This is a genomic window from Candidatus Pelagibacter sp. Uisw_090 (assembly GCF_047717845.1).
Lineage (GTDB): Bacteria > Pseudomonadota > Alphaproteobacteria > Pelagibacterales > Pelagibacteraceae > Pelagibacter.
On sequence record NZ_CP159810.1, the window covers coordinates 996,665 to 1,009,042 of the forward strand.

13 protein-coding genes are annotated in these 12,378 nt (G+C 25.4%); all 13 read right to left on the minus strand.

The features are described from left to right. Positions 1-18: 18 nt before the first annotated feature. Positions 19-1,128 carry a cell division FtsA domain-containing protein gene (locus ABXT58_RS05465; protein ID WP_415303667.1) on the minus strand — a complete coding sequence of 370 codons (1,110 nt, stop codon included), beginning with the start codon at positions 1,126-1,128 and terminating at the stop codon, positions 19-21. Next, positions 1,128-1,802, minus strand: coding sequence for a cell division protein FtsQ/DivIB (locus ABXT58_RS05470; RefSeq protein ID WP_415303668.1), 675 nt, complete (start codon positions 1,800-1,802; stop codon positions 1,128-1,130). The genes ABXT58_RS05465 and ABXT58_RS05470 overlap by 1 nt, the downstream gene beginning before the upstream one ends. Next, positions 1,783-2,697: a D-alanine--D-alanine ligase gene (locus tag ABXT58_RS05475; protein ID WP_415303669.1), complete on the minus strand. Its 915-nt coding sequence runs from the start codon at positions 2,695-2,697 to the stop codon at positions 1,783-1,785. Before ABXT58_RS05475 ends, ABXT58_RS05470 begins: the two co-directional genes overlap by 20 nt. Positions 2,698-2,699: 2 nt before the next feature. Beyond that, the gene (gene murB / locus ABXT58_RS05480) at positions 2,700-3,638 is read right to left on the minus strand and encodes a UDP-N-acetylmuramate dehydrogenase (protein ID WP_415303670.1); all 939 of its coding nucleotides are present in this window, start codon (positions 3,636-3,638) and stop codon (positions 2,700-2,702) included. Continuing rightward, a complete protein-coding gene (locus ABXT58_RS05485; RefSeq protein ID WP_415303671.1) occupies positions 3,608-4,438 on the minus strand; it encodes a glutamate ligase domain-containing protein in 831 nt (276 codons plus the stop codon). The genes murB and ABXT58_RS05485 overlap by 31 nt, the downstream gene beginning before the upstream one ends. Positions 4,439-4,508: 70 nt before the next feature. Next, the gene (locus ABXT58_RS05490) at positions 4,509-5,003 is read right to left on the minus strand and encodes a Mur ligase domain-containing protein (protein WP_415303672.1); all 495 of its coding nucleotides are present in this window, start codon (positions 5,001-5,003) and stop codon (positions 4,509-4,511) included. After that, on the minus strand, positions 4,984-6,063 hold the full coding sequence (locus ABXT58_RS05495) for a UDP-N-acetylglucosamine--N-acetylmuramyl-(pentapeptide) pyrophosphoryl-undecaprenol N-acetylglucosamine transferase (protein WP_415303673.1): 1,080 nt from the start codon (positions 6,061-6,063) through the stop codon (positions 4,984-4,986). The genes ABXT58_RS05490 and ABXT58_RS05495 overlap by 20 nt, the downstream gene beginning before the upstream one ends. Next, the gene (locus ABXT58_RS05500) at positions 6,064-7,188 is read right to left on the minus strand and encodes an FtsW/RodA/SpoVE family cell cycle protein (RefSeq protein WP_415303674.1); all 1,125 of its coding nucleotides are present in this window, start codon (positions 7,186-7,188) and stop codon (positions 6,064-6,066) included. After that, positions 7,181-8,452, minus strand: a complete 1,272-nt coding sequence (gene murD, locus ABXT58_RS05505; protein ID WP_415303675.1) for a UDP-N-acetylmuramoyl-L-alanine--D-glutamate ligase — start codon at positions 8,450-8,452, stop codon at positions 7,181-7,183. The genes ABXT58_RS05500 and murD overlap by 8 nt, the downstream gene beginning before the upstream one ends. Continuing rightward, entirely contained in the window at positions 8,452-9,537 is a 1,086-nt protein-coding gene (gene mraY / locus ABXT58_RS05510) for a phospho-N-acetylmuramoyl-pentapeptide-transferase (RefSeq protein ID WP_415303676.1), read from the minus strand. The genes murD and mraY overlap by 1 nt, the downstream gene beginning before the upstream one ends. Next, positions 9,527-11,473: a UDP-N-acetylmuramoyl-tripeptide--D-alanyl-D-alanine ligase gene (gene murF / locus ABXT58_RS05515; RefSeq protein ID WP_415303677.1), complete on the minus strand. Its 1,947-nt coding sequence runs from the start codon at positions 11,471-11,473 to the stop codon at positions 9,527-9,529. The genes mraY and murF overlap by 11 nt, the downstream gene beginning before the upstream one ends. Positions 11,474-11,531: 58 nt before the next feature. Beyond that, on the minus strand, positions 11,532-11,987 hold the full coding sequence (locus tag ABXT58_RS05520; protein WP_415304920.1) for a Mur ligase family protein: 456 nt from the start codon (positions 11,985-11,987) through the stop codon (positions 11,532-11,534). Then, on the minus strand, positions 11,968-12,375 hold the full coding sequence (locus ABXT58_RS05525) for a Mur ligase domain-containing protein (protein ID WP_415303678.1): 408 nt from the start codon (positions 12,373-12,375) through the stop codon (positions 11,968-11,970). The genes ABXT58_RS05520 and ABXT58_RS05525 overlap by 20 nt, the downstream gene beginning before the upstream one ends. Positions 12,376-12,378 lie beyond the last annotated feature (3 nt).

Genomic DNA, 12,378 nt, shown 5'->3' on the forward strand with positions numbered 1-12,378 from the left:
TTACGAGAAAATACTATTTCATCTAAAAAAATGGAAAAACTTTTCAAAAAAACCATGTTTTATTTGTCTTTTTGGTATCACTACAACCTCTTGTTTATTTGGCCTTGTTGTAAATTTAAGTCCCGACTGACAAATACCTTCTGAAGTTTCCTCTAAAAAATCTATATCATTTGAAATAGAAATTATATCTTTGTGTTGATTCTCAAGTATTTTTGAACCCTCACCCATTAATACCATCTTAAACCGAACTGAAGTAAGAGAGGTTGACTCTGCAGATTTGACACATAATTTAAGTATTTCTTCAGTTCGAGCAAAAATTATTTTTTGGAGAGTCTCTACTGAAATATTCAAATAATTTGGAAGTTTATGGCCCTGACTAAAATTACGTTTAGCTTTCTCTGATCTTTCCAAATCTAACTCTAAAATTTTTGAAATATCTCTAGTAATATGATTACCACCAAGAGGCAAAACATCTAAGGAGAGAATTTTTTCATTAAAGTAAGAGATTACTGATGTTCTGTTAAATCCAATATCAATAAATGATGTGTGCCCACTTGGATTCAGTTCATCTTTATAATTAATTGATTTTGCATAACTTGAACAAATTATTTGATCAACTAAAATATTAGCTTTTGAAAAAATATTTTTGAAATAAACTACTAAGTCAGTTGGTAGACAGATAAAAAGCATATCTAAAGATATAAAATCACATTTAATTTCATCAGGCAGATAAGAGTAATTAACACTATCAATTTTATAATTATTGATAATAATATGAGCGATATTATGATTTTTATAATATTTCAATATTTGTTGTTTGGCCTCTTGAACTAAGAATTGAATATTTGCCTGTTTTAATTTAGAACCATCAAACTTTTTAGATAATGAAATACCAACTGACAACACTTTAGGACTATCTATCATCAAATTTATATTATCGATATATTTGTTTGTGTTTTTTTCAAGAGAGGTAATAATTTTTTTAATTTTTAACTCTAAATTTGATTGATCTGTAAAAAATTCACTTTCAAAATAAAAAGCTTCATTATTATTACTTGTATTAAATGTACCTGCTCTTATCTTGGAAAAACCACAGTCAAAAAAGGTTTGAAAATTTCCGTTATTCATTATTTTATAATTAAATGATTATTTATTCTTAAATCAATAAAATTTTTATTTTTGAAATCATTACCACTTATAATCTTATAGGAAAGATTAAGTGATTCAGAAAGATTATCCTGAGGTAACTTAATTAAAATATCATCAGTGGTTAAAATATCCCATCTATTTGATGGGAAAAAATATAATGTTTTAAAGTTAGTAAAGGCAAATTTAGATTGCAGAATATTTTTTTTAAAATGTAAAAAATTGCTAGAATTGAATTGTCCAAATATATAGGGCAATATCTCATTATTTTCTTTATCATCAATAAGTTTACCATTTGCTCCAACCAATTGATCATTACTAGAAAGTCTCGCAAGAAATTTTGTTGGCTTTATGATTATATTAATTGTTGAAGGGTAAATTTTTTTAACACTATACTCTTCTATAATATTATGTTTATTTATAACTCTTTGAATTTCTTCTTTTTTAACTAATAATATATTTTTATAAAATATATTTTTTAATTCATTGGAAATCTTTAAGTTATCGATGCTTGAAAGTCCCTCAATATTAATTTGACTATCTAAAGAGGGGTAATTATTTTGATTTTCTAAAAATTTTCCACTTGTTGTGCTTAATATCAATAAGAACAATAAATACACTATTATCTTATTTTTTTTATCTATTAATTGATGCATCTTTTAAAATCCATTCAATTAATTGTATAAAACTTATGCCCGCATAGTTGGCTATTTCAGGAACTAAAGAAAGTTTAGTCATTCCTGGCTGTGTATTAATTTCTAATAAATAAAATTTTCCTTTATAAAACTTAAAGTCTGATCTAGTAACCCCCTTACAACCAATAAGTTGATGAGCCTTACGGGTAATATTTGTGATTTTTTGCAAGTTTTTTTTACCAAGATTTACGGGAATTATATGTTTTGTTTTTGCACTTGAATTATATTTCGCTTCATAGTCATAAAATTTTCTCTTTGGCTCCAGTTCAATTGCACCTAATGTTTTAGCTCCCATTATAGCTACCTGTATCTCTCTGCCTGGAATAAATTCCTCAATCAAAATTTGATTATATGTACTTAATATTTTTAAATTTTTGAGTATATTTTTTTTAGTACAAATATATACATGTACACTTGATCCTTCGTTAATTGGTTTTATGACAACAGGAAATTTTAATTTTTTTTCAATAATTTTAATAATATTATTTTTCTTTTTTTTATAATCTAATTTAATATATTTTGGAGTTAATATTTTATTTTTAATAAAAATTTTTTTTGAAATTTCTTTATCCATTGCTATGGAAGAAGCAATCACACCTGAATGAGTATATGGAATTTTTTGAGTTTCTAAAAATGTTTGAATATAACCATCCTCTCCAAACTGTCCATGCAATGCATTAAAAATTATACCTGGTTTAAATAGTTTTATATTTTTCAATAAAGTGTGATCGGGTTCACAAGTTATAACACTATATTTGTTTTTTTTTAATTCGTTGGCTACTTGTTTTCCTGTATCCAAGCTTATTAAACGTTCTTTGGATATTCCTCCACAAAGTACTAAAATTCTTTTTTTCATAATTATTCCAGTATCTTAATTTCTTTTTCTAAAATAATGCCTGTTTTTTTTTGAACTGCGTCCTGAACAAATTTTATCAATTTACTCATATCTTTAAAGCTAGCATTATTTTTGTTTACAAAGAAATTACAATGTTTATCTGAAATGCACGCATCTCCAAAACTTGTATCTAGTGATACTGATTCTTTTATTAGTTGCCAAACTTTTTTATCAGATTGATTAATTGGATTTTTAAACGTGCTACCGCTAGTTTTAATTTTTGTTGGTTGGGTACTTTCTTTTCTATTTTTTAATTCAAAAATTTCTTTTATAATTTTATCTTTATCTTTTTTTTTACCTTTAAAAGAGGCGCTTAAAAATATTAAATCATCAGACAAGTCATTGTTTCTATATTTAAAAATAACTTTGTTTGCTGGTATTGTTAATACTCTACCTTGTTTGTCAATTGCCTGTATTGAGATCAGTATGTCTTTAAATTCCTTATTAAAACATCCTGCATTCATCTTTAGTCCACCACCAACAGTCCCGGGTATGCACGCTAAAAACTCAAAATTTCCTACTTCATTTTCTAAGGCAAAATCTGATAATTTTTTATCCAGGCATGCACTGCCCGCAACTATTACACCATTAGGTAATATTGAAATATTAGAAAAATTTTTTCCTAATTTAATAACTGCACCATTAAATGTATTGTCACTTATAAGTGTATTTGATCCTGCTCCCAAAATATGAATTTTTTCTTTATTTCCAAATAGTTTTAAAAACAATATCAGATCAAGTAAATTATCGGGTCTAAAGTAAATTTTAGCTTTACCACCAATATTAAACCAATTTGTTTTTTTTAAATTGTAATCAAAATAAATTTTACTACTAACTTCATTTGAAAATTTTTTTAGTTCTTCTGATGGCATCATATTAAGCTTGGTAATTTCCTCATCCATGCTGAAATAGTACCCGCACCCATTCCAATAACTATTTTTTTTCCATAAATAGTATTTTTTATTAACTTTGCTAATTCATATTGATCACTAACCATAAATAGCTTAACCTTTGAGTTTTTAATTATTTCTTTTGCAAAGTCGTTGTAATTAAATCCTAATTTTATTTTTTCACCTGCTGCATAAACTGGACATAAAATTACAGTATCAGCTTTTTTAAATGATAAGCTAAATTCTTTTTTGAGATCTTTTAATCTAGATATTCTATGTGGTTGGAATACACATATAACTTCTTCTTTGATGTAAGCGGCTCTCACTCCATTTAAAACTTCCATAATTTCTGTTGGATGATGAGCATAGTCATCATAAAAAGTAGTTTCTCTGTATGTAAAAATTTTGTTAAATCTTCTTTGAACACCCTTGAATTCTCTCAATCCCTTTTTAATAACATTTTGAGAAATTCCAATTGTTACTGCTACAGCAGTAGCTGCTGTTGAATTTAAAATATTATGAATCCCAAGAAGTGGTATCTTAATTTTATTAATAACTATATTTTTTTTTCCTGGTAATTTAATTGCTAAATCATACTCTGAAAACTCTTTTACTTGTTTAATATTTTTAATACGAAATTGTGATTTTAAATTTACACCGTATGTATAGAAGTTTTTTATTTTTATTTTTTTTAATAAATCATTATTATTTTTATTATCAATACAAATAAATGATTTTCCAAAAGATGGAACCTTATTAATAAACTTTATAAATAAATTTTTAAGATCATTCATTGAATTGTAATAATCCATATGCTCGCGATCTATATTTGTAACAATAGAATAGGTTGGTGGAACATGAATAAAGCTACCGTCGGACTCATCAGCTTTCTAATATACACCAATCACTTTTTCCAAGTTTAGCTGAACTTTTAATTGCGTTAAGAACGCCACCATTTATGATAGTTGGATCTAATTTAGTTTTTGAAAATATTGATGCCAATAAAGATGTTGTTGTAGTTTTACCATGAGATCCGGTCACAACAATATTTTTAGTCAAAGACACTATATTGGCCAACATTTGTCCACGTTTGTAAATCGGAAGTTGTTTTTTTTTGGCCTCTACTAACTCTGGGTTATTTTTTTTAATAGCAGATGAAATAACTACAATAGTAGCTCTCATTATATTTTTTTTTGTATGTTTAATTTTAATTTTAATTTTGTCTTTTTTTAATCTTTCAATGTTCTTATTAATAAGAACATCGCTACCTTGAACATTAAAGCCCATTCTTTTCATTATCAGCGCAAGACCGCTCATACCAATTCCGCCTATTCCAACAAAATGTATAATTTCAGTTTTAGCTAGTTCTATTTTCATTAATAACAAATATAATTTTCTGATTTATATTATTCCATGTATTTTGATAGCTAAAATTTTTCATATTTATTTTTTTAACTAAGAGTTCGTCTTTGTTATCTATAATATTAAACAATTTATGTGTTACAGCTTCATCATTGATTTCATTTTGATTTAAAATCCAATTGCAACCAATTTCGTTATAAAAAAAAGCGTTTTCAAATTGGTGGTTATCTTTTGAAGTGGGCAACGGTATTGCCAAACAAGGTAAATTTAAAAAGACTAACTCTGCTAAAGTTGAGGCACCTGCTCTACTAATACATATATTTGATTTACTCATAAGATTTGAAATATCCCCATTAAAATCAAATAACTCACAATCAATATTATTATCTTTGTAGAATTTTTTTAACACATCAAAATTAACTGAATTGGTCTGTTGATAAATTTTTAAACTGTATTTTTTTGATAATTCGATTATTGAAGATTTAACCATCGTGTCAAATATCTTTGCTCCCTGGCTTCCTCCTATTATCAATAAATTAACGTTTTTGTCGATGCCGTCAGCTTTTTTAATATCGTAAAATTTTTTTCTTAATAATGCTGGGATTACACTGATTTTACTTGTATATTTTTTTGGAAGATTTTTAATTTTATCTGAATAGCAAAAAATTTTTTCGCATGATTTAATAAAAAATTTGTTTGATCTTCCTAAAACCATATTTGGTTCAAATAAAAAAAGTTTAATATTTAAAATTTTTGAAGCTAAGCATAAAGACAGAGACATATAGCCACCTGTTGAAATTAATATATCTATTTTTCTTTTTTTTAAAAAAAAAATAGATTTTATTATTAAAAAAATTATTAAAAAAAACTGAAAAGGAAGTAAAAAAATATTTTTTGATATTGGGATTATATTAAAAGTTTCTAGGTTATACTTATCCTTATCAAGAAACTTTAGGCCTCTATAATCTGTAGATATTGATACATCAAATTTATCTTTTAGATGTTCGTACAATATAGTTGCGGGCACAACATGACCACCTGATCCGCCCGTGCTAATTAAAATTTTTTTTGTCATTTAATCAATTTTTCTTTTAGTTAAATTTAATATTATTCCAGATAATATTGATACACCTACAATTGATGAGCCCCCATAACTTAAAAAAGGTAAAGTCATGCCCGTTGTAGGAAACATTCTAATATTAACTCCGATATGTATTAAAGCTTGGAAAATAATTAAACACATAGTTCCAGTTAAGACTAATTTAATTTTTTCATTTTTTTCCAAATATATTTTTTTGAATACGGTGTAGATAAAAAATAAGAACAAAGTCAATAATAGTACAATTGTGACAACGCCAAATTCTTCCGATATTACAGAAATAATATAATCTGTGTGGGCCTCAGGTACTCTGTTTTTTAAAGTACCTTCACCAATTCCTTTCCCAAAGTAACCACCACTACTAATCGCATCAATTGCTTTATCAGATTGAAAGTTATGCGTTCCATCATTAGGATTAAAAAATGATAAAATCCTATTTTTGATATAAGCGAATTTAGTGATAAAAAAAACCACATAAACCAAAGATAATAATGAAAAACAAAAAAAAGTTAAGATTATTGGCAAACTTATGCCAGAGATAAAAACTAAAGTAGCCCAAGCTAAGAAGATGAGTAGTGTTTGGCCAATATCAGGTTGCATCATTAATAGAAGGCAAGCAGGCACAATAGCTATGAATGTTAATAAATATTTAAAATAAATATTGAAACTTTTTTCACTACACAAAATTGTAGAAATGAAAATAATTATAAAGGGTTTAACTAGCTCTATTGGTTGAAATCTTGGTAGAAAAAAAAAATTAAGCCACCTTTTAGATCCTTTTACTTCTATACCCAAAACTGGCACTAAAAATAAAAGAAATAAAGATATAAAAAAAAAATAAAAAGAAATCTTAAATAAATTTTCCTTACTAAGAGATGAAAAAAATATCAAAACAATCATACCAATAAAAATATATGCCAAATGTTTAAAAAAGAAAAAATAATTATTAGTGTCTAATTTATCAGAGGCAATTAAGGAAGTTGATACTAAAGAAAAAAATAATCCCAAACTAAATAAAAATATTATTAATATAAAAATTGTTTTATCTATATTTTTCCACCATTCATAATAAAACTTATATATTGAAATAAAATTAAACATTTTTATATTTTCTAATAAGCTGATTAAAATATTCCCCACGTTTCTCAAAGTTTTTAAAATTATCAAATGAAGCTGCTGATGGACTAAATAAAATTGTTTTATGAGTTCTATTTTTAGAAACTTTAATCTCAGAAAATAATTTTTTGACTAAACTTTTTAAATCTATAAAAGATTCATACTTCATTAACTTTTTTATTTTACCTATAAAAAAATTTTTATCCTTTCCATAAATATATGCTTTAATATTTTTACAATTCTTTTTAGATAATAAGAATTTATCTCCTTTTTTAGCTTGACCACCAACTATCCAGTAAACATTGGTTAGAGATTTTAACAAACTGATAGATGAAGAAAAAGTTGTAGCCTTAGAATCATTAATAATCGCTAATTTTTTTGACTTAAAAATTATTTCTTGTCTATATTTTAATCCCTTAAATTTTTTTAATGTTTTAACTAGCAAAACTTTTTTAAGCTTTAATATTTTAGCAATTGCTAAAATAAAGTTTAAGTTTTCCTTGTTACCTTCAGTATTAAAATATTGATTATTTATTTTTTTTAAGAAAATACTATCTATATTTTTTTCAATTTTTATTATTTTAGGTAAAAAGTTTTTAGATTCTAATTCTCTCTTAATATAAAAATTCTTTATATTTAAAATAGCAAAATCTTTTTTGGTTTGATTTTTTATTAATTTAAATTTAGCACTTACATATTTATTTATAGTCTTATGTCTTTCAAGATGGTCCAATGATATATTTAAAATTACTGATATATTTGATTTGAATAATTTACTGTATTCTAACTGGTATGATGAGGCCTCTATTACGAAAACTGTTTTATTTGTTATTTTTTTCTCTAAGAGTACTGGATTACCAATATTGCCAACTAATCTAACATCTACTTTCTGATCCCTTAATGCTTCATATAAGATTTTAGCAGTAGTTGATTTGCCGTTAGTTCCAGTGATTGTTATCTTATTATTTTCCTTATAATGGTTATAAAAAATATCTAAATCCGTATAAATCTTTTTAGAATTATTCTTTAAAAATTTACTTAATTTGCATTTATTAATGTCTATTCCTGGGCTAATAATTATATAATCAAATTTAATTTTTGTTATTTTTTTACTATCAACTCTTATTTTATCGTCATGTGTAGTGATTTCGTTATCTTTCTTTAAAAATTTAAGAACAGATAAGCCACTTTTTCCTAGACCATAAATTAAAATTTTTTTCTTATAAAAAATATTTAAATTATTTAACATTATCTAAGTTTCAATGTCGCCAAACCAATCATTGCAAGAATTATTGCAATAATCCAAAACCTAATTACAATAGTGGATTTTGGCCAACCCTTTTTTTCAAAATGATGGTGAATAGGAGCCATTCTAAAAACTCTTTTTCCTGTCAGCTTAAAAGATATTACTTGCACAATAACTGAAACAGCTTCTAAAACAAATAAGCCACCAGTTATTGCCAAAACTATTTCATGTTTAGTGATTATCCCAATAGCACCTAATGATCCGCCAAGCGCTAAAGATCCTGTGTCACCCATGAATATTTTAGCAGGTGGTGCATTAAACCATAAAAAACCTAGGCATGCTCCAATAATTGATCCACAAAAAATAGCCACCTCTCCCATGCCTTCTAGATAAGGTATATTCAAATATTCTGAAAATACTATATTTCCTGTGACATAACTGATAAATGCAAAACATCCTGCTACCAATATAACTGGTACCGTTGCCAATCCATCAAGTCCATCAGTTAGATTAACTGCGTTTGAAGATCCTACAATTATGAATATCGAAAATGGTATAAAGAACCAGCCTAAGTTTACAATTAAATTTTTAAAGAATGGAAAGTATAAATTTGTTAATTCAATATTTTGGGATAATTGCGACAATGTAAATATACCAATTGTTGCTATTAAGATTTGCGCAATAAGCTTAAATCTAAATGAAATACCAGACGAATTTTTAAACTCAATTTTTTTATAATCATCGTAGGCCCCTAGTAAACCAAAGCTTGTAACTATATAGAGTAAAAACCATATGTGATAATTAGATAAATCACCCCATAAAAGTATACCCGAAAATAAACCTAACAATATTAAAACACCTCCCATTGTGGGAGTTCCAATTTTCTTTACAATATGCTCTGATGGACCATCTTCTCTTATTGGATCTAAGATTTGTCTTGCAGAAAAAAATTTAATAAATGGCGTACCCACTAATAAGACTATAATCATCGATGTAAACATCGCTAACCCCGTTCTAAAGGTAAGATATTTGAACACATTAAGGAAGCTGTATTGATCCACAAATTGAGAAATAAAATTATAAAGCATTAATCTTACCTCTTTTTATTTGATTGGATAGGCTGTTAAGACCTGTTGAGTTAGAACCTTTAATCATTAAATAATCATTATTATTTAAATTGTTTTTAATCAAATCAATTATTTGAGATTTCTTTTTAATAACAATCCCTCTTTTGTTTTTATTAAGGTTATTGAAAATCCATTTAACATGCCCACCAATAACATTAATATTTGTAAGAGATGTTTTGTTAATATTTTTTCCAATTTCCACGTGTAATTTTTTCGAATATTTACCAAGTTCCAACATATCACCAAGTACTACATGTTTTTTTGAATTATCAACTTTAATCATATCAAAATTTTTTAACGCTGATTTTAATGATAATGGGTTTGAATTATAACTTTCATCAACAAGATAAAAAAATTTTTTAAACAACTTTACTTTCATTGTGTCGCCTCGACCATTAGTTGCCTTATGGTCATAAAAAATATTTTTATCTAATTTATGTATATCTTTAAAAATTGATATAATTGTAATTGTTGCTAAAAGATTTTTAAGATCATTTTCAAAAAAAGAAGTTAAATAAAAGTATTTTTTTATTTTATTAATATTTATAGAGATTTTATATTTAGATTTTTCTTTTGAAATTGAATCTAAATTAGTTGTTGCACTTTTATTCTTTAAACTAAAAGAGAGAATTTTCAGATTTCTTTTTAAAGCTATTTTTTTATGAAAATTATAGAACTTGTCATCTCTGTTTAAAATAAGGTAACCATCATCTTTTATATTTTTAATAATTTCTGATTTAGCTAAAGCTATTTGTTTAATATTTTCAAAATTTTTAATATGAGCATAGGAAATATTTGTAATAACACCAACATCAGGTTTGATAATTTTAGATAAATAATCAATTTCTCCTTTCTTATCCATTCCAATCTCAAAAATACCAAACTCATCATTCTTTTTTAAATTAAATAGACTTAATGGAACACCAAATTTATTATTAAATGATTTAGGAGAATAGGTAGTTTGACTAATTTTACCCAAGGATCTTCCTGTTAATTCTTTAAGTGAAGTTTTTCCACAACTGCCTGTTATTGATATAATTTTACTTGATAAGTTTTCTCTTAAAATAGAGGATGCTTCTGTTAAAAATTTTAAAGTATTTTTTACTACTATTTTTTTCTTAGATTTTTTTTGATTATTAACTATTGCTAGAGATGCTCCCTTGGCAAGGGCCTCTTTAACAAATAAATTACCATTCTTATGTTTACCCTTGAGTGCAAAAAAAACATTATTTTTTTTAATTACTTTGGAATTAATTGATGCATTATTAATCTCTAGATTTAACGAAATATTATTTGAATTACTCAATTCCTTTAAAATATTTAATTTAAGATTACTTGAAAGTGTTTTATTTTTAATTTTAATATTTTTTAATATTTGTTCCTGATCAGAAAATAGTTTTTTTATTTTTTTATATTCTTGAATTTTTTCATGCCCCTTACCTGCAACAATTAAAATATCACCTGTTTTCATTGCAAATATTGCTTTCTTGATAGCATTAGCTCTATTAGAAGTCTCATAAATTTTAGATTTATTGATATTTTTTCTTATAGAATTTCTTATTGTTTTTGGGTTTTCATGTCTTGGATTATCATCTGTTAAATAAATTCTATCACAATATTGATTAGCAATTTTACCCATCATTGGTCTTTTTGCTTTATCTCTGTCTCCACCGCACCCAAAAACTATCGAAATTCTTCTATATTTAAATTGTTCTCTTAAACTCTTTAAAGATGCTTCTAGTGCATCAGGCGTGTGTGCATAGTCCAATATAACTTTTGAGTTGTTTTTAATAATTCCAACTTGTTCTAATCTTCCACTTACTGGTTTTAGATTATCAATTGTATTAATTATCTTTTTAAAACTTAAGCTACTCTTGGTTGCAGCTATCATTGCCATTAAAATATTTTTAATTTGAATCTTTCCTATTAAGCTTGTTTCAAATTTATAAATATTTTTATCTATATCTTATTTTAACTATTTGTTTTTCGTTATGATATTCATGAGAAATTATTTCTAAATTACTATTATTATTTGAAATTGTTTCAATATTGAATTTATTTTTTAAGGCTATTTCTTTAATTTTCTTATATTGAGGAATTTCTATATCAGTAATTATGTTAGCTTTTTTTTTGAGTAATTTTTCAAAAAGGTATAATTTTGATTTAAGATAATTACTAAATGTTTTGTGATAATCTAAATGATCATGAGATAAATTTGTAAATATACCTGTTTTAAACCTCAAACCATCTAATCTATTCTGTTTAAGTCCATGACTAGATGCCTCCAATATAACATCATTAATCTTTTCTTTCTTAAGTTTATTCAGAATTATATTTAAGGCAATTGGATCAATAGTTGTGTTTGAAACTTTTTTTATATAGTTCTGCGTTTTAACACCTAGGGTTCCAATTGTATGCTACTTTTTTTTTATTTAATCTTAAAATTTGAAAATAAAAATCAGCGACTGAAGATTTTCCATTTGTTCCTGTTACTGCAATTATATTATTTGGTTTGACTTTATAAATTGTGTAAGCAAATTCAGATAAAGATTTTCTTACGTTTGAAGATCTTATAAATAATATGTTTTTTTTTATGCCTTCAAATTTTTGATTGGAAATAATAGTTTTTGCACCCTTTTGAATCGCTTGGTTGATAAATTTATTTCCATCTATTTTGATTCCTTTTATCGCAAAGAAAATATTATTTTTTTTACACTTTAGGCTATTAAAACAAATACCCGAAAAATAATGATTTCTATGTTTTAATTCTATTCCTTTAATAAAATTCCCAATGATCATGAA

Coding starts and splice junctions, on each gene's coding strand:
- ABXT58_RS05465 (WP_415303667.1), bottom strand. CDS start 1,128: ATGAATAACGGAAATTTTCAAACCTTTTTTGACTGTGGTTTTTCCAAG.
- ABXT58_RS05470 (WP_415303668.1), bottom strand. CDS start 1,802: ATGCATCAATTAATAGATAAAAAAAATAAGATAATAGTGTATTTATTG.
- ABXT58_RS05475 (WP_415303669.1), bottom strand. CDS start 2,697: ATGAAAAAAAGAATTTTAGTACTTTGTGGAGGAATATCCAAAGAACGT.
- murB (WP_415303670.1), bottom strand. CDS start 3,638: ATGGATGAGGAAATTACCAAGCTTAATATGATGCCATCAGAAGAACTA.
- ABXT58_RS05485 (WP_415303671.1), bottom strand. CDS start 4,438: ATGGATTATTACAATTCAATGAATGATCTTAAAAATTTATTTATAAAG.
- ABXT58_RS05490 (WP_415303672.1), bottom strand. CDS start 5,003: ATGAAAATAGAACTAGCTAAAACTGAAATTATACATTTTGTTGGAATA.
- ABXT58_RS05495 (WP_415303673.1), bottom strand. CDS start 6,063: ATGACAAAAAAAATTTTAATTAGCACGGGCGGATCAGGTGGTCATGTT.
- ABXT58_RS05500 (WP_415303674.1), bottom strand. CDS start 7,188: ATGTTTAATTTTATTTCAATATATAAGTTTTATTATGAATGGTGGAAA.
- murD (WP_415303675.1), bottom strand. CDS start 8,452: ATGTTAAATAATTTAAATATTTTTTATAAGAAAAAAATTTTAATTTAT.
- mraY (WP_415303676.1), bottom strand. CDS start 9,537: ATGCTTTATAATTTTATTTCTCAATTTGTGGATCAATACAGCTTCCTT.
- murF (WP_415303677.1), bottom strand. CDS start 11,473: ATGGCAATGATAGCTGCAACCAAGAGTAGCTTAAGTTTTAAAAAGATA.
- ABXT58_RS05525 (WP_415303678.1), bottom strand. CDS start 12,375: ATGATCATTGGGAATTTTATTAAAGGAATAGAATTAAAACATAGAAAT.